The sequence below is a fragment of the Alterinioella nitratireducens genome (assembly GCF_013155465.1).
GTDB lineage: Bacteria > Pseudomonadota > Alphaproteobacteria > Rhodobacterales > Rhodobacteraceae > Alterinioella > Alterinioella nitratireducens.
Map to the genome: position 1 here is coordinate 74,226 of NZ_JABJVX010000012.1, position 22,259 is coordinate 96,484.

Below are 22,259 nucleotides of genomic sequence, written 5' to 3' on the forward strand. Positions count from 1 at the left end.
ACTTCCTTCATTCTGCCGCAGTCGGCTGCGGCGGTGTTTTCTCGCCCCGGTCGAAGGCTTCCCAACCCTCGCCGTCAAAGACATCGACGCCCAATTGCGCCAGGACATGCGGGAAATCGACCATAACCCAGTTGTCGGTGATCTTGCCGTTCTCGACCTTCCAGAAATCCATGTAGCGGATCTCGACGCGCTGGCCCGTGGCCGCCAGGCCCATGAAGGGTCCGGAATGCGTCGCCTCCTGCCGTCCGAAGGCCGCCGCCCATTCGCCCATGTAGAGCCGCGCCTCATCGACGCAGACCTTGTCCGAGAACGCGGCCTGGAAGGGCTTTTGCCAATTGTCCTGAAACTCCCTCAACCCGGTCTTGGTGCCGCAGCCCCGGTTGCCCATCCAGCGGAAGCTTTCGGAAAAGAACTCGCCGATATCGGCGATCCGGTGATCGTTGAGGCCGTCCACCATGCCTTCGATGACGGCGCGGGTTTCATTGGTCTTGCTCATATCCGTGTCCCGGCTGAGCACGGCCTGTTCGGGGCGTGAGCCTTTCATCTGTCTTTCCTTTCAGAATGTCCTTAGGGGGTGTTCGAGCGGTCGGGCCGCTCAGAGGTCATCCCTTGGCATCCTGTTCAGCGCGGGGTGGCGTGCCAGGCCCCCGCGCCTTGCATGTGCGCTCATCCCTTCACCGCCCCCGCGGTCAGCCCGCTGACGATCTGGCGCTGGAAGATCATGACCAGCAGGAACAGCGGCGCGGTGATCGACACGGCGGCGGCGACGGCCTCGACCTGGTCGGTGGTGGTGGTCTCGCGGTTGAAATAGCCCGCGATGGCCGGAACCATGGTCTGGTTGGACTGGTCCAGGAGCAGCGAGGTCACAAGGAAGTCGTTATAGGCCAGCAGGAAGCTGAACAGGCCCGTGGTGATCACGCCTGGCCACATGACCGGCATGATGACCCAGCGGAAGGCCTGGAAATGGGTGCAGCCATCGACGCGCGCGGCCTCGTCCAGCTCATTCGGGATGTTCTGGAAGAAGGACCGCAGCATCCAGATCGTGAAGGGCTGGTTGATCGAGACCAGCACCGCGATCACGGCCAGCGGCTGACCGTAGAGCGTGGGCGCGTTTTCCCCGAGGATGGGGCGCAGGATCTCGGCCGAGTTCACGAAGACCGGCAGGTAGCCCGCGACCAGCACCGAATGCGGCAGGGCACGGAAGATCAGCGCGATGATCAGGATCCAGAAGGCGAGGTTCGAGCCCGAGCGCGCGAGGCCATAGCCCGCCAGCGTGCCCACGGTCAGCGAGACGGTGACGACACCGACGGTCACGATCAGCGAGTTGATGAAGTTCTCGTAGAAGGCGTTGTCGACCCAGACCGACCAGTAATGGATCGTGGTCAGGCCAATAAGCGGGTTGCCAAGCGGCCCCAGGATGGCGTTCAGCCCGTTCAGGATCAGCGGCAGGATCACGAAAAGGCCGACCACGAAACTGATGGCATAGGCCAGCGCGCCAATGATCCACCCGGCCCAGACCTGCCCCCCCGGCGAATGTTGCGCGACCATCTTCGGCAGCCAGCCAAGCGCCAGCTTGACGGCGAAGAACAGGTAGACCAGCCCCAAGACGATGTCGATGATCGACAGGCCATCGCCGCCATCGCGGGTGACCGGGCCAAAGATGACGTTGAGCGGATTGGCGTCAAAGGCATCGACCGGTGACTTGAAGCTCATCACGCCGATCCAGAAGATCGGGAAGGCGGCCAGAAGGCACCAAAGGGCGAGGAAACCGGCAGATCCCAGGCGCAGGGACAGCGATTGGCGCATGGCGCGGGGTGTATCGCTCATCAGTGGGAGCCTCCCTTGTGGTCGCGCCAGGTGCGGCGCAGCAGCGGGATGAGAAGGAAGACGATGCCCACCATGGTCAGCATGGCCGAGGCAGAGGCGCGTCCGAAGGCGCGGTTGCCGGCATCGTCGGGTTGCAGGAAATCATAGGTAAGCCATTGCAGGCTGATCACATGTGCCTGGCTGGTGAAGCCGACGATCTCCTCGAAGACGCGATAGGTGTCCATCAGATGGATCAGCGCGATGAAGATGATCAGCGGCATCAGATGCGGGATAATCACATAGCGCAGCCGCTCCCACCGCGAGGCGCCGTCGATGATAGCGCTTTCCAGCGTGTCCTGGTTCACGGTCTGAAGGCCCGCGTAGAAGATCACGAAGGCGAAGGGCGCGACGTGCCAGACGCGGTAGAACAGCATCATCAATTCGATCGTCCAGGCCTGCGCGAACATGGCGATGTCGCGGTCAAGCCAGACCTCCAGCGCCGAGGTCAGGATACCGTCGCCGATGAAGAGCCAGCGGATCGACAGCGCGCCGATCACGGGTGTCACGATGAAGGGCAGCAGCGAGATGAAGATGACGGGGCCGCGGATCGACCGCGCGGCATTGTTGACCGCCAGCGCGATCGCCAGCCCGGTGCCAAGCACAAGCGGCAGCGTCACCAGCGTGAACATCAGCGTAAAGCGCAGCGCGGCGTAGAAATCCACCTGCATCAACTGGCCCCAATCCATCGCCCGGATCGCGGCGCCCGCGGCTTCGGGGTCCAGCACGCGGGTGAAGTTGGTCCAGCCGACCCATTCGGTCGTGGTCACGACCTCTCCGAACTCGTCCAGCACGGGGCGGGTGACGGTGGTGGTGGTGCAGGTCTGGGTGACGAAGCCCGGTGTGCAGGTCTCCTCCTCGACCATTTCGACCACAGGCTGCGTCAGTTGGAACGCGCCCACGAAAACGGTGACGAGGGGGGCCGCGATGAAGAGCAGCATGAGGAAGACAGAGGGGCCGACGAAGGCGGCGAATGTCTTGAATTTCATGGGGACTCTCCCGGGCAGGTCGTGGTGTGGGGGATGGGTGGGGCAGGGCGCGGACGCCCTGTCCCTTTCTGTTCAAGAAGGCCCTGGATTACTCCAGCACGCCCGCTTCCTGTGCGGCGGTGGTGTAGGCCGCCTCGACCGCTTCCAGCGCTTCCTCGGCACTGGCGTCGCCGGTGAAGAAGGCGGCCAGTTCGTTGCCAAGCGCGGTGTGCATCAGGCCCATCTGGCTGGTGGAGGGGTAGGCCGGGGGCGGCGGGGTTGCGCTTGCGGTGGCAATCGCCCCCAGGGCCAGGCGGCCCGGCTCATAGCCTTCGATCAGCCAGATCGCGGCGTCGTTGTTTGCCTCGACCATCTCGCGGTCCAGCCCTTCCATCACCACGCGGAAGGCGGCTTCGGCTTCCTCGTCCGAGATGTTCGACGCGATCACGACTCCGTCCCACCACAGGGTGGTCGCGGGCGCGGCGCCTTCGACCGCCATCGGCGCTGCGGCGGCATCGACCAGGCCCACGACCTGGCTTTCGCCCTCGAGGTCCATCGCCGAGCCGCGCGAGGCCCAGAGGTTCGCCATCGCGATGCGGCCCTGCTGGAACTGCTGCTGCACATAGGTGGAATCGGAGACGAGGTATTCGGGATCCATGAATTCGGTCATCGCCATCATGGTTTCCAGCGCGTTCATGCCGGCCTCGGAATTGACGTTCGGGGTGCCGTCGGCATTCCAGAACTCACCGCCATAGCCGAGGAACATGTTGATGAAGTCCTCGCCCAGGTTCCAGCCGGTCTTCATCGTGGCGCCAAGCGGGTAGTCGACAACGCCCGCCTCCTGGATCACCGCGGCCGCCTCAAGCACTTCGTCCCAGGTGGTCGGCACCTCGATGCCAAGTTCCTCGAAGATGTCCGAGCGATACATCAGGTGCTGCGTGTTCACCATCATCGCGATGGCCATGATCTCGCCGTTGATGCGGATCAGCTGGTTCGGGCGCAGGTTCTGGCCATACATCTCGACAAGGTCATCCAGCGGACGGATGGTGCCTTCGTTCAGAAGCGGCGTGATGGTGCCGTTCGAGACGCCGCCGATCTGGTAGAGCGAGGGGTCGGCGGCGAAGGCCTGCGGCTGAAGCGTGCGGAATTCCTGGTTCAGCTCGGCCTGCACGTTGCCGCATTCGGCCCAGGCATCCGTGACGGCATTCCAGGCTTCGAACCCGGCCGAGAGCGAGCGCAGCTCGACCTCGTTTTCAAAGGCGCATTCGGCCATGGCAACGCTGGCCACGGCGGACATGGCACCGGCCATGAGAAAGGTCTTCAGTTTCATATCGGTCTTCTCCCGTTGGATGGTCGGACGCGGCTTTGTCTGTCTGCCACGCCCTTTCGTGAAACTTGGGTCAAGGGGTCAGCCTGCTTGTAGCCTGGCCCCGGTCTCGCGGTCGAACAGATGGCAGATGCTGGCCGGGATCGAGAACGAGACAGGATCGCCGATCTCGGCGCGATATTCCTTATGCGCCTTGACCGAGACCATCTGCCCGCCCGCGCGCGCCGCCAGCATGGTCGCATCGCCCAGAAGCTCGATGGTGTAGAGCGGCGCGGAAACCTCGCCCTCGCGGCCCGACGCGACGCTGGCATCCTCGGCCCGGAAGCCGAGCGTGATGGGGCCATCGGGTCCGGTCAACCCTTCGATGCGCACATTCTTGCCGGTGAACACGCCGTCCTGCATATCGCCGTCCATCAGGTTCATGGCGGGGCTGCCGATGAAGCTGGCGACAAAGGTGTTGGCGGGATTGTCGTAGATCTCGGTGGGCGTGCCGACCTGCTGCACCACGCCCGCCTTCATCACCACGACCCGGTCGGCCAGCGTCATCGCCTCGATCTGGTCATGGGTCACGTAGACAGTGGTGACCTTCAATTCATGGCTGAGGTTCTTGATCTGCGCCCGCGTCGAGACGCGCAGCTTGGCGTCGAGATTCGACAGCGGCTCGTCCATCAGGAAGACGGAGGGTTTGCGCACGATGGCGCGCGCAAGCGCCACGCGCTGACGCTGGCCGCCCGACAATTCGGCGGGCTTGCGGTGCAGGAAATCGGTGAGCTCCACCATCTCGGCGGCCTTCATGACACGGTCGTCATGGGTGGCGGGGTCGGCCTTGCGCACCTTCAGCGGGAACTTGATGTTGTCGTAGACATTCATGTTCGGGTAGAGGCCGTAGCTCTGGAACACCATGGCGACGTCGCGATCCTTGGGGTCGAGATCGTTGACCCGGTTGCCGCCGATCAGGATGTCGCCCTCGGTGGCCTCCTCCAGCCCCGCGATCATGCGCATCGTCGTGGTCTTGCCGCAGCCCGAGGGGCCGAGCAGCACCAGGAACTCCTGATCCGCGATGGTCAGGTCGAAATTGTCGACGCCAACGAAGGATCCCCACCGCTTGGAAATGTTGCGCAGTTGGATTTCGGCCATGAATGTCCCCCGTGAGGCGTTTTGCATACGTCTGCAACAAGGGTAGGCGGGAGGGTGGCCCTCTGGCAAGAGATTTTTGCAGACGTATGCAAAAAGTCAGCACGCCGCGAGGTGAAGAAACTGCACTCCGCATGGCGAGTATCTAATAACGCGGCGTTTTTCGGGATGATCTTCGGTAGGCCGGACTGTCCCGGCAGGGGGTGTTTCCGGCGCTCGCCTTGACCCGGGGGAAGGCCCCGCGACCCCGCTGCCGGTCCGCGCGAAGAATCACGGGACACGATTGTTTCTGGATCATCGCAGAGGGGGGTGTAGTGGTGGGCGACCCTGGAATCGAACCAGGCGTGCGTCTCCGCGAGGGAGTTACAGTCCCCTGCCACACCTTGCGGCCTGTCGCCCACGAGACGCGGGGATATAATCGAGCGCGGGCAGGGTCAATATGAAAATCGCAGGAAATGCACCGCCGATTTCGGCTTTACCTGACGGGCACCGCCGCGCTAGGCCAGCGCGATAGATGTGAAAGGGCCCGGGCGATGGCGCAGAAGAAACCGACATGGGTGATCGAGAAGGAGCGCGCCAAGAAGGCGTCGGCGGCCGAGACGATCTGGCTGTTCGGGTTGCACGCGGTGCGCGATGCGCTGCTGAACCCGGCCCGCGTCAAGCTGCGGCTGGTGGTGACACGGAACGCCGCCGACCGGCTGTCGGGTGCCATCGCCGGGGCGGGGCTGGAGCCCGAGATCGCCGATGCGCGCAAGTTCCCGGTGCCACTGGACCCGGGATCGGTGCATCAGGGGGCCGCGCTGGAGGTCAAGCCGCTGGATTGGGGCGCGCTCAAGGATCTCTGCGAGCCGGGGCAGGGTGCGCCGCGCCTCTTGCTGCTCGACCGCGTCACCGACCCGCATAACGTGGGTGCGATCCTGCGTTCGGCCGAGGTCTTCGGCGCGTGCGCCGTCATCGCCCCGCACCGACATTCCGCGCCCGAGACCGGCGCGCTGGCCAAGACCGCCTCGGGCGCGTTGGAGCGTCAGCCCTACCTGCGCGTCAAGAACCTGGGCGATGCCATGCTGGCGCTGCGCGACATGGGGTATACGATCCTGGGGCTCGATGGCGAGGGCGAGGAGACCATCGACGCGCTGGCCGCCGACCTCACCGGCCAGCCGGTCGCGCTGGTCCTCGGCGCTGAAGGCCCCGGCCTGCGCCAGCGCAGCCGCGAGCTCTGCCATCACCTTGTGCGTATTCCCTATGCGGGCGAATTTGGCTCGCTCAACGTCTCGAATGCCGCCGCCGTCTCCCTATATGCTGTGACGAGACAGTAAGGGACACCCATGACCACCAAGATCGCCACCTGCTGCTATTGCGGCAGCCGGACACTTCTGAAACCGACCGCGCGCCACGGCCATGAGCTGGCCTGCGGGCGCTGCGGCGCGCCGCTGCACGAGATGAAGGCGATGCCGGTGCAGGAGCGCAAGGCGACAGCCAAGCCCGTCAAGCGCAGCCCGCAGCCGGTTGCGCGGTATCGCCATGACGATGACGATGACGACGATTGGGACGACCGCCCGCGCCGCCGCCGCAAACGGCGCAAGCCGCTCTGGTCCCGCGCGCTGGAAGAGGCGTTCGATTTCGTCGAGGATATTTTCGACTGATCCGGGGCTGACGGCGCATCACAGCCGCGTCAGGCGGGCTTTCATTATGCGGGCGTGATGACAAGATGGTGGCAGAGCAGCCGCGAAAGGAGCTCCGCCCATGCTGACCCGCCGTCACACCCTTGGCCTGTTGGCCGCCGCCCCTGCCACGGCTCTGGCATTGCCCGCCCTGGCCTCGACCGCGCCGGTCTTTTCCGAGGCCGGGATTGCGATTCGCGGGGGGGATCCGGTGGTCTATTTCACCGAGGCCACGCATCGCATCGGATCCGCCGATCACGCCGCCACCTGGAACGGGGCGACCTGGCACTTCACCTCCGCCGAGACCCGTGCCACGTTCCTGGCCGATCCCGAGGTCTACGCCCCGCAATATGGCGGCTACTGCGCTTTCGCCATGTCGCGCGGCTATATCGCTTCGAGTGTGCCCGAGGCCTGGACGATCGTGGATGGGCGCCTCTACCTGAACTACTCGTTGCAGGTGCGCGAGATGTGGCAGCGGGATATTCCCGGCAACATCGCGCAGGCCAATCAGCACTGGCCCGGAATCCTGGCCTGACGGGCCTGGCAATCACAAAATCGTGTCGCCCCGTTGAAACCTGCCGCACGTTGCCTAATTATCACGTATGGCGGCCAGTTCGGAACACTGGTTACGCCCATCACTGTCCCTCGTTCCGTACTTGCGCCCGCTATGCTAGACATCAGCGGGCGCTTTTTTATGCATGTTGATCAGGGGCATGACGCAAAATCCATCCGATGAGCTGTTGAGGAAGATCTTCGCGGAAAGCCGCAGCTTTGCCTGTGTCGGCGTGTCGCCGAATCCGGTGCGCCCGTCGCATTACGTGGCGCGATACCTGTCGCTCAGGGGCTATCGCATCCTGCCGGTCAATCCGGGCCAGGTCGGGCGCGAGATGTTCGGCGCGCCCGCGGTGGCGTCGCTGTCCAATCTGGATGAGCCGGTCGATGTGGTCGACATCTTCCGCAGCGCCGAGGCAGTGCCGGGGATCGTCGAAGAGGCGCTGGCGCATCTTCCGGGGCTCAAGACGATCTGGATGCAGGTCGGCGTCACGCACGCGGAGGCCGCCGAAAAAGCCGAGGCGGCGGGGGTGCAGGTGATCCAGAACCGCTGCCCCAAGATCGAGTATCAGCGCCTCTTCGGAGAGCTGCGCATGGGCGGCTTCGCGACCGGGATCATCTCGTCGAAACTGTGAAAACGGGGGGGGGTGCCCCCCGTACACCCCCCGATGCACCCCCCGTACAGACGCGGGGCGCGCGCGCGCGCGCGGCCTTGGCCCCCCTCGTCGCGGCGGGATTGCCAACTTCGGCGCCTATCTCTTACGGTGGCCGTCGCCGCGATTGTCGCGGCTGCCTTTGTGATGAGTCAGGACTGCCCTTGCCGACCCCGACCCCGATCCTGATCGCCCCCCGCCGCATTGCCGCGACCCTGGTCCGGCGGTCTTGCGGCCCGCGCAATTCGGTCTGCCCATGACACCCCCGCCCGATATCACGGTCATCATGGCGACCTGGAACCGGGGGCGGCATATCCTTCCTTCGGTCCGCTCGGTCCTGGCGCAGACCCATGGCAATTTCGAGCTGCTGGTGATCGGTGACGCGCTGACCGACGACACCGCCGCGCATCTTGATCGGATCGCCGACGACCGGCTGCGCTTTTTCAACCTCGATACCCGGTATGGCAGCCAGTTCGGCCCCAACAATGCGGGGTTGGATGCGGCGCGGGCCCCGATTGCGGCCTATTGCGGGCATGATGACATCTGGGCGCCGGATCACCTGTCCCGGCTGCTGGCCGCCTATCGAGACCGGCCCGAGCTGGATGCCGTCGCCTCGGGGCTGATCATGCGCGGCGATTGGGCCGAGTTCCCGGCCAGCGTCTTCGGTCTGTTCGAGGATGCGATTCCGTTCGCGCACCGCCACTACACCCCGCCATCGGCCTTCTCGCATCGGATCGACAAGGGCGGGCGGATACGGTGGCGTGGGCGGCACGAAGCGCTTCATCCTGTAGATCGCGATTTCGTCTTGCAACTGGCCGAGCGCGGATATGTCTTCGGCTCGACGCGGGCCGTGACGGTGCATAAATGGGCCGCCGGACGGCGCTATCTTGATTACCTGCGCCCGCGATCCGACCTGCAGCAGGCCACATTGGACGCGCTTCTCGCGGGCAGCGCCGATGCGGAAACCGAGAGGCTGATCGGGATCGCCAGGCGCAACGGGCATTTCATGCCAAGCCAGGAGCGTGCCGCCGAGCGCCTCGCGGATGCGGCGTTCCTGCAACGATCGGACAACCGCCGCGGCCTGGATCTGCCGGACCTGATGCCCCTGGGGCAGGGCGTCGAGTGGTCCCAGGACAGCGGCGACCGCGCGATGGACTGGTTTCCCGCATCCGCCCCCCCGGATGGCTTGCGCTGGTGCGGCCCCAGTCCCGAGCCGCATCTTTTGCTGCCGGTTGCAGGGGAAGGGGCCGTGCGGTTCGAGATCGAAACCGTCGCGATCAGGGAGACCGGCTTTCCGCCCCTCAGCGTGAGTTTCAACGACAGCCCCGTGCCGCATGACCTGACCGCGCGCTTTCACCTCGCGCGCTTCGTGGTCGGGCGGTTGACGGTCACGGGGCGTGTGCGACCGGACCGGCCCTCGATCCTTGGCTTTCACTTGCCGCCGGATCAGTTCGCAGGGGATCCGCCGCACCGGCTCAAGGGGTTTGCCGTCGGCGGCGTGCGGGCCTGGCCGGTGGAGAGGCCTTAACGGCCTGCCTTTTCCTCGATGCCCGACTGCCCTTCGCGCCGGTCGAGTTCCGCCAGCACCTCCGTCAGCGACACATCGCGCGCGGCCAGCATGACGGCCAGGTGATAGAGCACATCCGCCGCCTCGGACACCAGCGCGTCGCGGTTGCCCTTGACCGCCTCGATGATCGCCTCCACCGCCTCCTCGCCGAATTTCTCGGCGCATTTCTCAGGGCCTTTCGCCAGCAGCTTCGCGGTCCAGGAGGTCTCGGGATCGGCCCCCTTGCGGGCGTCAATCGTGGCGGCGAGGCGGTCGAGTGTGCTCATGTCATCCTCATCGGGATACCGGCCGCGGCCATATGGGCCTTGGCCTCGGCGATGGTGTAATCGCCGAAATGGAAGATCGAGGCGGCCAGGACGGCGCTGGCCCCGCCGATGGTGACGCCTTCGAGCAGGTGGTCGAGATTGCCCACCCCTCCGCTTGCGATCACCGGCACCGGCACCGCGTCGGAAATGGCGCGGGTCAGGGGAAGGTTGAAGCCCGCCCGCGTGCCGTCGCGATCCATCGAGGTCAACAAGATCTCGCCCGCGCCCTTTTCGGTGACCGTGCGGGCAAATTCGACCGCGTCGAGCCCCGTCGGTTTGCGCCCGCCATGGGTGAAGATCTCCCATTTGCCGGGGGCGACGGTCTTGGCGTCGATGGCCACCACGATGCACTGGCTGCCAAAGCGGTCGGCGGCGCGCGCGATCACGTCGGGGTCGGCCACGGCAGCGGAGTTGAAGCTGACCTTGTCGGCCCCGGCCAGAAGCAGGTTGCGCACGTCGTCCACCGTGCGAACCCCTCCGCCGATGGTCAGCGGCATGAAGCATTGCTCCGCCGTGCGCGTGGCAAGGTCATACATGGTGCCCCGGTTTTCATGCGTGGCGTGGATGTCGAGAAAGCACAGCTCATCCGCGCCCGCCGCGTCATAGGCGCGCGCCGCATCCACCGGGTCGCCCGCGTCGATCAGATCGACGAAATTGACGCCCTTGACGACGCGCCCGTCGGCCACGTCGAGGCAGGGGATGATGCGGGTTTTCAGCATGGCGGGGGCTTCGTATCTGGGGGCCTTGCCCACCTCTTAGGCAGAGTGCCGGGGGAATGCAAATGGCGCGGAGGGAACAGATGGGTCGCGTGCGGGGTTGGTCGGGGACTGACCATGAAAGGAAGGTTTCGCCATGATCCGCACCCTGACAGCCGCCGCCCTGACCGCCGTGCTGGCGCTTCCGGCTTATGCAGATTTCGAACACCGCAGCAGCAATGACGACGTCGCCACCGTGATGGACCGCCTGGAACAGGCAGTGCGCGCGGCGGGCGCGATGGTCGTCGCCCGTGTCGATCATTCCGGCGCCGCCGAGGGCGTGGGGATGGAACTGGACGATGCCGAACTGCTGATCTTCGGCAACCCGCAGCTTGGCACGCAAGCGATGCAGGAGGATATCCGCGCCGGGCTGTTCCTGCCCTTGCGGATCCTGGTCTACCGTGACGGCGACGAGACCGTGATCTTCTGGCAGGAGCCGGAGGAGATGCTCGACGATCTCGATATCGACGACGACGCGGAGTATCTGGAGCGGATGGAAGAGGCGCTGGAAAATTTCGCCGAAGCCGCTGCCGGTTAAACCAGCGCCTTCAGCGCCGCCGCAAGATCCAGCGCCCCGTCATAGAGCGCCCGGCCCGAGATCGCGCCCGCGATGACGCCGGTGTCGCGCAAAGCCTCCAGATCGGCCAGCGAGGAGACGCCGCCCGAGGCGATCACCGGGATATGCACGGCGCGGGCGAGGTCGGCGGTGGCCTCGATATTCGGCCCCTGCATGGCCCCGTCGCGATTGATGTCGGTGTAGATGACCGCCGCGACGCCTGCATCCTCGAAGCTGCGCGCAAGGTCGGTGACCATGATGTCGGTCTCTTCCGCCCATCCGCGCGTGGCGACGCGGCCCTCGCGCGCATCGAGCCCCACGGCGACCTTGCCGGGGAAGGCGCGGGCGGCGTCCCGCACCAGGTCAGGGTTCTCCACCGCGACCGTGCCCAGGATCACGCGGGCGATGCCTTTCCCGATCCACATCTCGATGGTCGCCATGTCGCGGATGCCGCCGCCAAGTTGCGCAGGCACGGAGGTTTCTGCCAGGATCGCCTCGACCGCCGCACCGTTGACGGGTTCCCCTGCGAAGGCCCCGTTGAGGTCCACGAGATGCAGCCACTGGCAGCCAGCCTCCTGGAATGCGCGCGCCTGGGTGGCGGGGCTGTCGGAGAATACGGTCGAGTTCTCCATGTCCCCGCGCAGCAGGCGCACGGCCTGGCCGTCCTTGAGGTCGATGGCGGGGTAGAGGATCATCGGCGCGGCCTTTCGGGGTGGGGAAAACTGGCGCCCTTTTGCCGAAACATTCGCCGCTTGCCAAGGGAACCTCACGTCAGCCTTGCCAGAGCGCCTGCGCCCTTGCACATTCGAAGCAATGAAATGGGAGGATTTCACATGAAGAAGGCACTTCTGGGCGCTGCCCTGTTGATCGGACTGGCGGGCATGGCCGCGGCGGATCCGCTTGAGGGGACGTGGCGCACCGCGCCTAACGAGAACGGCAATAGCGGTCTCATCGTTGTGGCCCCATGCGGCGGACAGCTTTGCGGCACGCTGACCACGGCCTATGATGCCAGCGGCAACGAGATGTCGTCGCCCGACGTGGGCCGCCAGATTATCTGGGAGACCGAGCCGCAGGGTGGGGGTGAATATCGTGGTAGAATTTACGATCCTGCTAACGGCACTACATACAACTCGCGCCTGCAGCTCAATGGCGACACGCTCTCAGTGTCCGGCTGCGCCTTTTTTGTTTGCCGCAACGCCGGCACCTGGACCCGGCAATAAGCCGCCCGCCACGCCGATAACAGCCTGATCGAGGGCCCGTGCCATGCGCATGGGCCCTTTTTCGTGGCTTTGTGCCAGCGGCGCCCGCGTTACCTGAAAAATGAATCATTTCAGAACAAGGGCTTGCGAGAATTCTGATCGGGAGGAAATAAAAGTGTGTTGACGACACTAAGTATGCTGTGTAGAACCGTTGTTATCAGATAACAAACACAGATTATCCGATAACAAACACTGCAAAAGGACCAAACCCATGTTCAAGACCGTTCTCACCGCCGCCGCCTTCGCCCTGATCGCCGCTGCCGCCCATGCCTCCACCGGGGGTGCCCTGCCGGACCTCGCCATCATGACCGCGACCGAAACTGCCTACTACTGCGAGTGGGTCACCGTCTGGGACGGCTGGGGCAACTGGGTCACCGTTTACGAGTGCTTCTGAACCGCGCCCCGACCCCTGACAATTCCAACCCAACCATTTTCATCACTGCAATAAGGACCAAACCCATGTTCAAGACCGTTCTCACCGCCGCCGCCTTCGCCCTGACCGCCGCTGCCGCCCATGCCTTCACCGGGGGTGCCCTGGATGACGCCCGGATCGCCCTGCCGGACCTGGCCGTCGCCGCCCAGACCACGATCGAGACCGCCTATTACTGCGAATGGGTCACCGTCTACGATTACTGGGGCAACTGGGTCACCGTCTACGAGTGCTGGTAATCCCCACCGCCTCACCCCTTCTCCAAAGGCCCGCCACCACGGCGGGCCTTTCCTGTTCTTCTTCTTTGTTCCGAAAATATCCTCGGGGGAGCGCGAGGGGGCAGACAGCCCCCTCGCACCCGGTCGGATGGCCGCAGGCCATTCGAAACGTCAGGGACGCCAGCCGAGGAAATTGCCGATCATGCGCAGGCCCGCGCCCTGGCTCTTTTCCGGGTGGAACTGCATGCCCACCACATTGCCCTGCGCCACGATGGCGGTGACCGGCCCGCCATAGGCGACATGCGCCAGCAAATGCGCCGGGTCTGCGACCTGCATCGCGTAGGAATGCACGAAATAGGCGTGATCGCCGGTTGTGACGCCCTCCAGAACCGGGTGCGCGCCGTCCAGAACCAGGTCGTTCCAGCCCATATGCGGCACCTTCAGCGCGGGGTCATCCGGCATGATGCGCGTGACCTCGCCGGGGATCCAGTCGAAGCCCGCCACATCCTCGTATTCGCGGCCCCATGTGGTCAGCATCTGCATGCCGACGCAGATGCCCAGGAAGGGTACGCCGCGCGTCTCCACCCCTTCACGGATCGCTTCCTCCAGCCCGTCCATCGCGGCAAGGCCCCGGCGGCAGGCGGGAAACGCGCCGTCACCGGGCAGCACGATGCGCGAGGCGCGCGCCACCGTGTCGGGGTCAGAGGTCACCTGAACGGGACCATGCCCGCCCTCGGCCGCCATGCGCTGGAACGCCTTTTCAGCGGAATGCAGATTGCCGCTGTCGTAATCGACGAGAACCGTGGTCATGGGCTAGAGGCTGCCCTTGGTCGACGGGATCGCGTCGGATTTGCGCGGGTCGGGCTCCACCGCCATGCGCAGCGCGCGGGCCACGGATTTGAAGGCGGCTTCGGCGATATGGTGGCTGTTGATGCCGTGCAAGCGATCGACATGCAGGGTGATGCCGCCATGGGTCGAGAGCGCCTGGAAGAACTCGCGCACCAATTCGGTGTCGAATGTGCCGATCTTCGCGGTCGGCATATCGACATTCCAGACCAGGTAGGGCCGCCCCGAAAGGTCCAGCGCGGTGCGGATCTGCGCATCGTCCATCGCAAGGTGGCATTCGCCATAGCGCCGGATGCCGCGCTTGTCGCCGAGCGCCTCTGCCAGCGCCTGGCCAAGCGCGATGCCGACATCCTCGACGCTGTGGTGGTCGTCGATATGGGTGTCGCCCGTGCAGCGCACCGTCATGTCGATGAGGGAATGGCGCGAGAGCTGGTCCAGCATGTGGTCGAAGAACCCCACCCCGGTCTGGTTGTCATAGGCCCCGGTCCCGTCCAGCGCGATTTCAACGCTGATCTCGGTCTCGGCGGTCTTGCGGCTGATGGTGGCACTGCGCATGGCGGCTCCGCTGGTTGTTTGCCCGCCTTATAGGGCGCGGGCGGGCGGGGGAAAAGCCATCAATGCCCCTCTCGCGTCGATGCGATTTGGTGAAACCCCGAACCCGGCCTATCCTTGAGGACCATTAGGTGATTCCATCGCCAGAACCGGTGCCGCCACGGTCGATTGGACCCCTTGCGCGCGCGGCGCGGTGCCTCAACAGGAGATTTACAATGACCAGACCCTCTTTACCCCTTGCCCTGGCCTTCGCCGCTGCGCTGACGCTGTCAGCCCCGCCCGCCGTGGCGCAATCCGTCATAACCTCGACCTATGGCGATCTGGCCGTGACCATCACCGGCAGCGGCTCGATCAGTTCGCGCCAGACCGCGCGGGGGATCGAGGCGGTGCTGAACGAGCATACCGTCATCATCACGTCGAACAGCGTCATCATCGACGGCGAGACCTATGCCGTGACCGCGGAATCGACCGTTGTGGTGGACGGCACCGCCGGGTTTTCCGTCACCGTTGACGGGCGGGAGATCGGCGGCTTCAGCGAGCTTGACCAGTTGATGGCCGATGCCGAGGCGGGCGATGCGGTGGCGCAGAACAACCTCGGGAATCGCTACTATTTCGGCAACGGGGTCGAGCAGGATTACGCCCGCGCGAATGAGCTTTACCGCCAGGCCGCCGCGCAAGGCTTGGCCGAGGCGCAGTCAAACCTCGCATGGGCCTATTGGAACGGCGAGGGGGTGGAGGTCGATGACGCCGAGGCGATGCGGCTGGCACAACTGGCCGCCGACCAGGGCAATGCCATCGGAATGCGCCTGGTCGGGCTTGGCTATTTCCACGGTCGCGGCCATGAACAGGACAAGGCCCGCGCCGCCCAGATCTGGGCCGAGGCGGCCAACCTGGGCGATGCGACCTCGGCCTATAACATGGGGATCATCGTGCGTGATGGCGATGGCGTGCTGCAAGATACCGACCTGGCGATCCTGTGGTTCGAACGCGCCGAGGAGCTTGGCCACTCCCAGGCCGCCGAACGGCTTGCGGAACTGCGCGCCGAGTGAGGCCCCGCAAACGACAAAGGCCGCCCGGTTCGGGGCGGCCTCTTGGCGGTCAACCGTGGGTGCCGGTCGAATTGGAGCGGGCGATGAGATTCGAACTCACGACCCTAACCTTGGCAAGGTTATGCTCTACCCCTGAGCTACGCCCGCGTCCTTGAGGCCGGTATTTAGTCAGGGGCGCGCGGGGCTGCAAGGGGAAATATGCGGCTCCTCGGGGTTTTTTCGAGGCAGGACACAGCGCAAGGGAGCAGGGACATGCAGATCACAGTGATGGGGGCCGGGGCCATGGGCGGCTATTTCGGGGCGCGGCTTGCGGCGGCGGGGCATGAGGTGACGCTTGTGGCGCGCGGCGCGCATCTGGCGGCGCTGCAGGAGCACGGGTTGCGCCTGCACAGCCCCAAGGGCGACCTGCATCTGCCGGGGGTGCGCGCGGTTGCGGATGTGGGTGCCGCGGGGCAGGCCGATGTGATCCTCTTCACCGTCAAGAACGGTGATCTGGAGGCGGCGGCGGCCTCGCTCAAACCGACGCTGCGCGAGGAGACGATGGTGGTGACCTGCCAGAACGGCGTCAGCGCGCCGGACCGCTTGGCGGGGATCATCGGCAAGCCCCATGTCGTGCCCGGCGTCGCGCGCCTGCCGGGCGATATCGAAGCCCCCGGCGTGATCCGCCATTCCGCGCCCTTCGACATGCTGAGCTTCGGCGAGGCGGATGGCGGGCAATCGCCGCGTTGCGATGCGTTCGCGGCGGCCTTGGAAGAGGCCGGCTGCATGGTGCAGCAGCCCTGGAACATCCGCCACGACCTCTGGGCGAAATTCGTGATGCAGGCCAGTTTCGCCTCGGTCACCGCGCTGACGCGGCTGGATATCGGGCCGCTCAGGGAAAGCGCGGAAAGTGCCGCGTTGATCCGCGAGTCGATGGCCGAGACCGAGGCCGTGGGCCGCGCGGTGCTGCCCGACCTGCCGCAGGGTCTGGCCGATACCGCTTGGGGGTTGCTGTCGGAAAAACTGCCCCCGACCACCCATGCCTCGATGCTGGATGACCTCAACCGGGGTAAACCCATCGAGACCGCGTATCTCTCGGGCGATGTGGTGCGGCTTGGGGCCAAACACGGCGTTGCCACCCCGATCCACGCCACATTTGCCCGTCTGCTGGCCCCTTACGCGGCCGGCCCGCCCGCCTGAGCGCGCCGTTTCGCCCGCCACAGGTTCAGCGCCTCGACCGCCCCCGCAAAGACCATCGCGGCATAGATGAAACCGCGCTCGATATGGACCTGGAAGCCGTCGGCGACCAGCGCCATGCCGACCATGACAAGGAAGGCCAGCGCCAGCATCTTGGTCGATGGGTGCGCCTCGACGAAGGCGGCAATGGGCTTGGCGGCGACCATCATCACCAGGATGGCGATGGAGACAGCGGCGATCATCACCTCGATATGGTCGGCAATGCCGACGGCGGTGATCACGCTGTCGAGGGAAAACACCAGGTCCAGCAGCATGATCTGGCTGACCACGATAAAGAACCCGGCCCTGGCGGCGGAGGCGACGGCGCCCTCATGCGGGCCCTCCACCTCTTCGAAGATCTCGGTGGCGGCCTTGTAGAGCAGGAAGAGGCCACCCGCGATCAGGATGATGTCGCGCCAGCTGACCTCCTGGCCCAGGACGGTCATGATCGGCGCGCTCAACCCCATGATCCAGGCGATGGAGAGCAGCAGCAGGATACGCATGACCAGCGCCCCGGTCAGCCCGAGCATCCGGGCGCGGGCACGTTGATCCTCGGGCAGGCGGGCGGCGGCGATGGAGATGAAGATGACGTTATCGACGCCCAGGACGATCTCCAGCACCACGAGGGTCAGGAAAGACGCCCAAACGGCGGGATCGGCGAGAAGCTCAAGCATGAAGGCGCTCCGGGCAGGTGGATCAGAGGATCGCGTAGCCGATATTGGCCACGGCGGTGGAGATAATCATCAGAAGGGTCAGATACATCCCCAGCTTGCGCAGCGGCACGATCTGCGGGGTGGAGCCGAAGCCATAGGCATGGGACAGGCGGCCCGCCAGCAAGATCTGCCCGAAGACATGCACCAGCCAAAGCGGCATCCCCTGCATCTCGACCAGCATCAGCAGGATAAGGCCGATGGGCGCGTATTCGGCGCAATTGGCATGGGTGCGCATCCGCTTGCGCACCAGCTTGTCACCGCCATCCCCGACCGAGACGCGCTGGCTGCGCCGGGCCAGCACCACGTTGTAGCTGAGGAAGAGGTAGAGAAGGGCGATGAGCCCGGCATAAAGCGCGGTCACCATGGGACGTCCTTTCGGTCAGTGGCTCTGCGCGGTTTGCGCGGGCAGGGTGAAATCCTCGGAATGCACGATCACGTCGCGGGGGGTGACGAGGACGATACCATAGGCGCCGGGTTCATCCACCGAGAGCGCGTGATCGGGATCGCCCAGGCACATCGGCATCTGGTGGCAGGGGCTCTTGAATATCGCGACCGGCACGCGGCCCATGCTGGCGCTGATCGTGCGGTGGAGGTGACCGGCAAAGACATGGCGCAGGCGGGGGTGGGGTCCATAAAACCAACCGTCGTCATGGTGATACGGATGCAAAATAGTTACATTGCTTATCACATTTCTGAATGAAATTCGCCGCAAGTACAGTTCCGTACTTGCGGCGACAATTATCCTAGATTCTATCAGATTAGGTCAAAATCTGTACACGAGCGCCGCCCGCACTGCCGTCGCAGAAAAATCCGTGCCGCCGCAGTTGCCAACACCGCAGAACGCATCATCGATGACCGAGTCGTCACTCTCAATGAAGTGCAGCACCTCCAGTCCTGCGGAGAGGTTGTCGGACAGCATATATTCCCCGCCGAGGCCCACGACGAAATTTGTTACAGTATCATCCGAAGAAGACACGCCTGTTTCGCCGATCGACACGCGCGATATGGCGACGCCCGCTGACCCGTAAACCAGAAAGTCGTTCATTGCATAGCCAAGACGTCCGCGAAGCATGGCAACACTTTGCACATCATATTCGCAGCCCGCGCCGCAGCCGTAGTTGATGTTCGACGGCGCCATTCCAGACAGGTCGCCAAACATCAGATCGCCCACAACGCCGTAAACAAGCGATCCAGACTGCCAGTCGTAACCTGCTGTAACCCCGATCATCCCACCCTCTGCTTCAGGCTCCGGAGTATCAACTTGCAAATTGTTACACTCTGTACCTAGGAAACTATTGTCGCAGAACGCTGTTGAACCGCTGAAATAAGACAGAGTGCCTCCGACATAGGCGCCTGACCAGTCGTGGTCAGCTTGCGTCTCCACAACCACCGGTTCCGGAGTCGGTTGCGGGGCAGTGTACCCATCGGCGGATGCGACAGTCACAAAGGCGAGAATTGCCGCGTTGGCAGCCAAGAATAGCTTGAGTTTCATTTTTACCTCCAAAAACCACATTGTAAGAGACTGTTGCTGATCTTAACTTTTCAGCAATTGTTCTTAACAGATTCGCCCCAATTCGTTCTCAAATGTGATGCTGCTGCAACAAATGCTCGCAAGAAAACGCCAACGTAAACTGGCAATCCGCCCCACGACTCCAAGGTTATACGAGAACATCCTATTCCAGCTCCACCAGCAAGTCCTTTGCGTCGATCTGACCGCCGGGGCTGACATGGACCGCCGCCACCACCGCATCGCGGTCGGCGTGGATGCCTGTCTCCATCTTCATGGCCTCGATAGTCAGAAGCAGATCGCCCGCCTTGAGGCTTTGCCCCGGTTTGACTGCGACAGTCGCAACAACCCCCGGCATCGGCGCGCCGATATGGTTGGGGTTGCCAAGCTCGGCCTTGGCGCGTTTGGCGGCACTTGCCTGCACCTTGCGGTCGGGCACCCGGATCACGCGGGGCTGGCCGTTGAGTTCAAAGAACACCTTGGCCTCGCCATCCTCGTTGGTTTCGCCCACGGCCTGCAACTGGATCACCAGGCTGACGCCGGGGTCGATCTCGGCCTCGATCTCGTCGCCCGGTTCCATCCCGTAGAAGAAGGTCAGCGTGGGCAGGGTGCGCACGGGGCCGTAATCCTCGTGGCGGGCGGCGTAATCGGTGAAGACCTTGGGATACATCAGGTATCCGTTCAGATCCTCGTTATCTATGGAATGACCGAGTTTCTCCTCGACTTCTTTCCGCGTGGCCTCAAGATCGACCGGCTCCAGGTGCTTGCCGGGACGCTCAAGGTTGGGTGTCTCGTCCTTGAGCACCTTCCTGACGATGGTGTCGGGGAAGCCGCCGGGGGGCTGGCCGAGATTGCCGCGCATCATGTCGATGACGGAGTCGGGGAAGGCGACCTCGGTCTTCGGGTCCTCCACATCGGTGCGGGTCAACCCCTGGCTGACCATCATCAGGGCCATGTCGCCCACCACCTTGGAAGACGGCGTCACCTTGACGATATCGCCGAACATCCGGTTCACGTCCGAATACATCTGCGCCACCTCGTGCCAGCGCTCCTCCAGCCCCAGGCTGCGCGCCTGCGCCTTGAGATTGGTGAACTGGCCGCCCGGCATCTCGTGCAGGTAGACCTCGGAAGCGGGGGCCTGAAGGCCGGATTCGAATGCCGTATATTGCGCGCGCACGGCCTCGAAATAATCACTGATCTCGCGGATCGCACCGATATCGAGGCCGGTATCGCGGTCGGTATGTTTCAGTGCCTCGACCACGGTGCCTAGCGTGGCCTGGCTGGTATTGCCGCTGAAACTGTCCATCGCGCAATCGACCGCATCTACCCCGGCATCCGAGGCCGCAAGGATCGTGGCGCAGGCAATGCCCGCCGTGTCATGGGTGTGGAAATGGACTGGAAGCCCGACCTCCTCCTTGAGCGCCTTGATCAGCACGCGGGCGGCGGCGGGTTTCAGCAGGCCCGCCATGTCTTTCAGCCCGAGGATATGCGCGCCGGCCGCCTTCAACTCCTGTCCCATGGCGATGTAGTATTTCAGGTCATATTTGGCCCGCTCGGCATTGAGGATATCGCCGGTGTAGCAGATCGTGCCTTCGCAGATCTTGCCCGACTCGCAAACGGCATCCATGGCGACGCGCATATTCTCGACCCAGTTCAAGCTGTCGAAGACGCGGAAGACATCGACGCCGGTTTCCGCGGCCTGTGCGACGAAGCTCTGCACCACGTTGTCGGGGTAGTTCGTATAGCCAACCCCGTTCGAGCCCCTCAGCAGCATCTGCGTCATCACATTGGGCAGTGCCGCGCGAATGTCGCGCAGGCGCTGCCAGGGACATTCCTGCAAGAACCGATAGGCCACGTCGAAGGTCGCGCCCCCCCAGCATTCGACGCTGAAAAGCTGGGGCAGGTTGGCAGCATAGGCGGGCGTCGCACGGATCATGTCGATGGACCGCATCCGGGTCGCCAGGAGCGACTGATGCCCGTCGCGCATGGTCGTGTCGGTGATGAGCACCGGCTTTTGCGCCGCCAGCCAGTCGGCCACCGCCTGCGGGCCCTTCTCCTCCAGGAGTTGCCGTGTGCCGGGGGCGGGATCGGCCCGGGGCGCGGGCGCGCGGGGCGGTTTCAGATCCGCCTTGGGTTGCGCGCGGCCCTGCGTCTCGGGATGCCCGTTGACGGTGATATCGGCGATATAGGTCAGGATGCGGGTTGCCCGGTCGCGCCGCGCCTTGAACTCGAACAGCTCCGGCGTCTCGTCGATGAACTTGGTATGATACTGGTAGTTGAGGAAGGTCGGGTGCTTCAGAAGGTTCTCGACAAAGGCGATATTGGTGGAGACGCCGCGAATGCGGAACTCGCGCAATGCCCGGTCGATGCGCGCAATCGCGGCCTCGGGCGTGGGCGCCCATGCCGTGACCTTTTCCAGGAGCGAGTCGTAATACCGCGTGATCACCGCGCCCGAATAGGCGGTGCCGCCATCCAGGCGGATGCCATGGCCGGTCGCGACGCGATAGGCGGTGATGCGGCCATAATCGGGGATGAAATTGTTCATCGGGTCTTCGGTCGTGATCCGGCATTGCACCGCGTGCCCGTCCAGCTTGACGTCATACTGGCTGGCCACGCCCGTCGCCTCGACCAGGGATTTGCCCTCCGCGATCAGGATCTGCGCGCGCACGATGTCGATGCCGGTGACCTCCTCGGTCACGGTATGTTCGACCTGCACGCGCGGGTTGACCTCGATGAAGTAGAACTTGCCGGTCTCCATATCCATCAGGAACTCGACCGTGCCCGCGCATTCGTAATTCACATGCTCGCAGATCTTCTTGCCAAGCAGGCAGATTTCCTCGCGCTGCGCCTCTGACAGGTAGGGCGCGGGCGCGCGTTCCACGACCTTCTGGTTGCGCCGCTGGACCGAGCAGTCGCGTTCATAGAGGTGATAGATATGGCCCTGCGTATCGCCGAGGATCTGCACCTCGACATGGCGCGCGCGCTGGATCATCTTTTCGAGATAGCCCTCGCCATTGCCAAAGGCGGCCTCGGCCTCGCGCCGGCCTTCACGAACCTTCTTTTGTGGATGCCGCTCGGTTTGCAAGGAAATTCTGATCTTCTGGACTTGTGATCGAGTGCGTACTTTTG

The 22,259-nt window shown here is 64.3% G+C and carries 25 protein-coding genes, 2 tRNA genes and 1 pseudogene; 11 read left to right on the top strand and 17 right to left on the bottom strand.

From position 1 onward, the window contains the following. Window positions 1-7 precede the first annotated feature (7 nt). The 6 genes from HNS34_RS16590 to HNS34_RS16615 all read right to left on the bottom strand — a co-directional run bounded on the left by HNS34_RS16590 (window position 8) and on the right by HNS34_RS16615 (window position 5,691). On the bottom strand, window positions 8-544 hold the full coding sequence (locus HNS34_RS16590; RefSeq protein WP_172321214.1) for an ester cyclase: 537 nt from the start codon (window positions 542-544) through the stop codon (window positions 8-10). 122 nt (window positions 545-666) lie between these two features. Continuing rightward, the gene (locus HNS34_RS16595) at window positions 667-1,827 is read right to left on the bottom strand and encodes a carbohydrate ABC transporter permease (protein ID WP_172321215.1); all 1,161 of its coding nucleotides are present in this window, start codon (window positions 1,825-1,827) and stop codon (window positions 667-669) included. Continuing rightward, window positions 1,827-2,852 (bottom strand): carbohydrate ABC transporter permease, encoded by a 1,026-nt coding sequence (locus tag HNS34_RS16600; RefSeq protein WP_172321216.1) that lies wholly within the window; start codon window positions 2,850-2,852, stop codon window positions 1,827-1,829. Before HNS34_RS16600 ends, HNS34_RS16595 begins: the two co-directional genes overlap by 1 nt. 88 nt (window positions 2,853-2,940) lie before the next feature. Continuing rightward, window positions 2,941-4,161, bottom strand: coding sequence for an ABC transporter substrate-binding protein (locus HNS34_RS16605; protein ID WP_172321217.1), 1,221 nt, complete (start codon window positions 4,159-4,161; stop codon window positions 2,941-2,943). 78 nt (window positions 4,162-4,239) lie between these two features. Beyond that, on the bottom strand, window positions 4,240-5,295 hold the full coding sequence (locus tag HNS34_RS16610) for an ABC transporter ATP-binding protein (RefSeq protein WP_172321218.1): 1,056 nt from the start codon (window positions 5,293-5,295) through the stop codon (window positions 4,240-4,242). 312 nt (window positions 5,296-5,607) lie between these two features. Beyond that, window positions 5,608-5,691, bottom strand: a tRNA-Tyr gene (locus HNS34_RS16615). 134 nt (window positions 5,692-5,825) lie between these two features. Here HNS34_RS16615 and rlmB point away from each other — a divergent pair. The 5 genes from rlmB (at window position 5,826) to HNS34_RS16640 (ending at window position 9,686) form a co-directional block, all read left to right on the top strand. Next, window positions 5,826-6,608: a 23S rRNA (guanosine(2251)-2'-O)-methyltransferase RlmB gene (rlmB, locus tag HNS34_RS16620; protein WP_172321219.1), complete on the top strand. Its 783-nt coding sequence runs from the start codon at window positions 5,826-5,828 to the stop codon at window positions 6,606-6,608. 9 nt (window positions 6,609-6,617) lie between these two features. After that, complete coding sequence (locus HNS34_RS16625) at window positions 6,618-6,935, top strand: hypothetical protein (RefSeq protein WP_172321220.1); 318 nt, start codon at window positions 6,618-6,620, stop codon at window positions 6,933-6,935. 100 nt (window positions 6,936-7,035) lie between these two features. Next, complete coding sequence (locus HNS34_RS16630; RefSeq protein WP_172321221.1) at window positions 7,036-7,488, top strand: YHS domain-containing (seleno)protein; 453 nt, start codon at window positions 7,036-7,038, stop codon at window positions 7,486-7,488. Window positions 7,489-7,666: 178 nt separating this feature from the next. Further along, window positions 7,667-8,140, top strand: coding sequence for a CoA-binding protein (locus HNS34_RS16635; RefSeq protein ID WP_172321222.1), 474 nt, complete (start codon window positions 7,667-7,669; stop codon window positions 8,138-8,140). 274 nt (window positions 8,141-8,414) lie between these two features. After that, window positions 8,415-9,686, top strand: coding sequence for a glycosyltransferase family 2 protein (locus HNS34_RS16640; RefSeq protein WP_172321223.1), 1,272 nt, complete (start codon window positions 8,415-8,417; stop codon window positions 9,684-9,686). On the opposite strand, the gene HNS34_RS16645 is transcribed toward HNS34_RS16640, so the two are convergent. Beyond that, entirely contained in the window at window positions 9,683-9,991 is a 309-nt protein-coding gene (locus tag HNS34_RS16645) for a phosphoribosyl-ATP diphosphatase (protein WP_172321224.1), read from the bottom strand. The two genes, HNS34_RS16640 and HNS34_RS16645, sit on opposite strands and share 4 nt — an antisense overlap. Then, window positions 9,988-10,749 carry an imidazole glycerol phosphate synthase subunit HisF gene (gene hisF / locus HNS34_RS16650; protein WP_172321225.1) on the bottom strand — a complete coding sequence of 254 codons (762 nt, stop codon included), beginning with the start codon at window positions 10,747-10,749 and terminating at the stop codon, window positions 9,988-9,990. The genes HNS34_RS16645 and hisF overlap by 4 nt, the downstream gene beginning before the upstream one ends. A 133-nt stretch (window positions 10,750-10,882) precedes the next feature. On the opposite strand from hisF, the gene HNS34_RS16655 reads away from it, so the two are divergent. Continuing rightward, a complete protein-coding gene (locus tag HNS34_RS16655) occupies window positions 10,883-11,323 on the top strand; it encodes a DUF302 domain-containing protein (protein ID WP_172321226.1) in 441 nt (146 codons plus the stop codon). Here HNS34_RS16655 and hisA read toward each other — a convergent pair. Beyond that, window positions 11,320-12,036 carry a 1-(5-phosphoribosyl)-5-[(5-phosphoribosylamino)methylideneamino]imidazole-4-carboxamide isomerase gene (hisA, locus tag HNS34_RS16660; RefSeq protein WP_172321227.1) on the bottom strand — a complete coding sequence of 239 codons (717 nt, stop codon included), beginning with the start codon at window positions 12,034-12,036 and terminating at the stop codon, window positions 11,320-11,322. The two genes, HNS34_RS16655 and hisA, sit on opposite strands and share 4 nt — an antisense overlap. 138 nt (window positions 12,037-12,174) lie before the next feature. On the opposite strand from hisA, the gene HNS34_RS16665 reads away from it, so the two are divergent. The 3 genes from HNS34_RS16665 (at window position 12,175) to HNS34_RS16675 (ending at window position 13,269) form a co-directional block, all read left to right on the top strand. Continuing rightward, entirely contained in the window at window positions 12,175-12,561 is a 387-nt protein-coding gene (locus HNS34_RS16665) for a DUF2147 domain-containing protein (protein WP_172321228.1), read from the top strand. A gap of 250 nt (window positions 12,562-12,811) precedes the next feature. Continuing rightward, on the top strand, window positions 12,812-12,994 hold the full coding sequence (locus tag HNS34_RS16670) for a hypothetical protein (protein WP_172321229.1): 183 nt from the start codon (window positions 12,812-12,814) through the stop codon (window positions 12,992-12,994). A 65-nt stretch (window positions 12,995-13,059) separates the two neighbouring features. Continuing rightward, window positions 13,060-13,269 (top strand): hypothetical protein, encoded by a 210-nt coding sequence (locus tag HNS34_RS16675; RefSeq protein ID WP_172321230.1) that lies wholly within the window; start codon window positions 13,060-13,062, stop codon window positions 13,267-13,269. A gap of 150 nt (window positions 13,270-13,419) precedes the next feature. Here HNS34_RS16675 and hisH read toward each other — a convergent pair whose 3' ends face one another. Both hisH and hisB read right to left on the bottom strand, forming a co-directional pair. After that, window positions 13,420-14,058 carry an imidazole glycerol phosphate synthase subunit HisH gene (hisH, locus tag HNS34_RS16680; RefSeq protein ID WP_172321231.1) on the bottom strand — a complete coding sequence of 213 codons (639 nt, stop codon included), beginning with the start codon at window positions 14,056-14,058 and terminating at the stop codon, window positions 13,420-13,422. Between the two features lie 3 nt (window positions 14,059-14,061). Next, entirely contained in the window at window positions 14,062-14,649 is a 588-nt protein-coding gene (gene hisB, locus HNS34_RS16685; protein WP_172321232.1) for an imidazoleglycerol-phosphate dehydratase HisB, read from the bottom strand. Between the two features lie 212 nt (window positions 14,650-14,861). Here hisB and HNS34_RS16690 point away from each other — a divergent pair, with 212 nt between their 5' ends. After that, the gene (locus tag HNS34_RS16690; RefSeq protein ID WP_172321233.1) at window positions 14,862-15,695 is read left to right on the top strand and encodes a tetratricopeptide repeat protein; all 834 of its coding nucleotides are present in this window, start codon (window positions 14,862-14,864) and stop codon (window positions 15,693-15,695) included. 72 nt (window positions 15,696-15,767) lie between these two features. Here the strand turns inward: HNS34_RS16690 and HNS34_RS16695 are convergent. Then, a tRNA-Gly gene (locus tag HNS34_RS16695) sits at window positions 15,768-15,842 on the bottom strand. A gap of 105 nt (window positions 15,843-15,947) precedes the next feature. Here HNS34_RS16695 and HNS34_RS16700 point away from each other — a divergent pair. Further along, the gene (locus HNS34_RS16700; protein WP_172321234.1) at window positions 15,948-16,874 is read left to right on the top strand and encodes a ketopantoate reductase family protein; all 927 of its coding nucleotides are present in this window, start codon (window positions 15,948-15,950) and stop codon (window positions 16,872-16,874) included. On the opposite strand, the gene HNS34_RS16705 is transcribed toward HNS34_RS16700, so the two are convergent. From HNS34_RS16705 to HNS34_RS16725, 5 genes and pseudogenes are all read right to left on the bottom strand, one after another. Further along, entirely contained in the window at window positions 16,850-17,584 is a 735-nt protein-coding gene (locus tag HNS34_RS16705) for a TerC family protein (protein ID WP_172321235.1), read from the bottom strand. The two genes, HNS34_RS16700 and HNS34_RS16705, sit on opposite strands and share 25 nt — an antisense overlap. 22 nt (window positions 17,585-17,606) lie before the next feature. After that, complete coding sequence (locus tag HNS34_RS16710; RefSeq protein ID WP_172321236.1) at window positions 17,607-17,987, bottom strand: MAPEG family protein; 381 nt, start codon at window positions 17,985-17,987, stop codon at window positions 17,607-17,609. A 15-nt stretch (window positions 17,988-18,002) separates the two neighbouring features. Beyond that, window positions 18,003-18,191, bottom strand: coding sequence for a hypothetical protein (locus HNS34_RS16715; RefSeq protein ID WP_172321237.1), 189 nt, complete (start codon window positions 18,189-18,191; stop codon window positions 18,003-18,005). A gap of 195 nt (window positions 18,192-18,386) precedes the next feature. Continuing rightward, window positions 18,387-19,136, bottom strand: coding sequence for an outer membrane protein (locus HNS34_RS16720; RefSeq protein ID WP_172321238.1), 750 nt, complete (start codon window positions 19,134-19,136; stop codon window positions 18,387-18,389). A 160-nt stretch (window positions 19,137-19,296) separates the two neighbouring features. Next, window positions 19,297-22,188, bottom strand: a pseudogene (locus tag HNS34_RS16725) (pyruvate carboxylase); the annotation flags it as partial. Window positions 22,189-22,259: the final 71 nt, after the last annotated feature.

Coding starts and splice junctions, on each gene's coding strand:
- HNS34_RS16590 (WP_172321214.1), bottom strand. CDS start 544: ATGAAAGGCTCACGCCCCGAACAGGCCGTGCTCAGCCGGGACACGGAT.
- HNS34_RS16595 (WP_172321215.1), bottom strand. CDS start 1,827: ATGAGCGATACACCCCGCGCCATGCGCCAATCGCTGTCCCTGCGCCTG.
- HNS34_RS16600 (WP_172321216.1), bottom strand. CDS start 2,852: ATGAAATTCAAGACATTCGCCGCCTTCGTCGGCCCCTCTGTCTTCCTC.
- HNS34_RS16605 (WP_172321217.1), bottom strand. CDS start 4,161: ATGAAACTGAAGACCTTTCTCATGGCCGGTGCCATGTCCGCCGTGGCC.
- HNS34_RS16610 (WP_172321218.1), bottom strand. CDS start 5,295: ATGGCCGAAATCCAACTGCGCAACATTTCCAAGCGGTGGGGATCCTTC.
- rlmB (WP_172321219.1), top strand. CDS start 5,826: ATGGCGCAGAAGAAACCGACATGGGTGATCGAGAAGGAGCGCGCCAAG.
- HNS34_RS16625 (WP_172321220.1), top strand. CDS start 6,618: ATGACCACCAAGATCGCCACCTGCTGCTATTGCGGCAGCCGGACACTT.
- HNS34_RS16630 (WP_172321221.1), top strand. CDS start 7,036: ATGCTGACCCGCCGTCACACCCTTGGCCTGTTGGCCGCCGCCCCTGCC.
- HNS34_RS16635 (WP_172321222.1), top strand. CDS start 7,667: ATGACGCAAAATCCATCCGATGAGCTGTTGAGGAAGATCTTCGCGGAA.
- HNS34_RS16640 (WP_172321223.1), top strand. CDS start 8,415: ATGACACCCCCGCCCGATATCACGGTCATCATGGCGACCTGGAACCGG.
- HNS34_RS16645 (WP_172321224.1), bottom strand. CDS start 9,991: ATGAGCACACTCGACCGCCTCGCCGCCACGATTGACGCCCGCAAGGGG.
- hisF (WP_172321225.1), bottom strand. CDS start 10,749: ATGCTGAAAACCCGCATCATCCCCTGCCTCGACGTGGCCGACGGGCGC.
- HNS34_RS16655 (WP_172321226.1), top strand. CDS start 10,883: ATGATCCGCACCCTGACAGCCGCCGCCCTGACCGCCGTGCTGGCGCTT.
- hisA (WP_172321227.1), bottom strand. CDS start 12,036: ATGATCCTCTACCCCGCCATCGACCTCAAGGACGGCCAGGCCGTGCGC.
- HNS34_RS16665 (WP_172321228.1), top strand. CDS start 12,175: ATGAAGAAGGCACTTCTGGGCGCTGCCCTGTTGATCGGACTGGCGGGC.
- HNS34_RS16670 (WP_172321229.1), top strand. CDS start 12,812: ATGTTCAAGACCGTTCTCACCGCCGCCGCCTTCGCCCTGATCGCCGCT.
- HNS34_RS16675 (WP_172321230.1), top strand. CDS start 13,060: ATGTTCAAGACCGTTCTCACCGCCGCCGCCTTCGCCCTGACCGCCGCT.
- hisH (WP_172321231.1), bottom strand. CDS start 14,058: ATGACCACGGTTCTCGTCGATTACGACAGCGGCAATCTGCATTCCGCT.
- hisB (WP_172321232.1), bottom strand. CDS start 14,649: ATGCGCAGTGCCACCATCAGCCGCAAGACCGCCGAGACCGAGATCAGC.
- HNS34_RS16690 (WP_172321233.1), top strand. CDS start 14,862: ATGACCAGACCCTCTTTACCCCTTGCCCTGGCCTTCGCCGCTGCGCTG.
- HNS34_RS16700 (WP_172321234.1), top strand. CDS start 15,948: ATGCAGATCACAGTGATGGGGGCCGGGGCCATGGGCGGCTATTTCGGG.
- HNS34_RS16705 (WP_172321235.1), bottom strand. CDS start 17,584: ATGCTTGAGCTTCTCGCCGATCCCGCCGTTTGGGCGTCTTTCCTGACC.
- HNS34_RS16710 (WP_172321236.1), bottom strand. CDS start 17,987: ATGGTGACCGCGCTTTATGCCGGGCTCATCGCCCTTCTCTACCTCTTC.
- HNS34_RS16715 (WP_172321237.1), bottom strand. CDS start 18,191: ATGGGCCGCGTGCCGGTCGCGATATTCAAGAGCCCCTGCCACCAGATG.
- HNS34_RS16720 (WP_172321238.1), bottom strand. CDS start 19,136: ATGTGGTTTTTGGAGGTAAAAATGAAACTCAAGCTATTCTTGGCTGCC.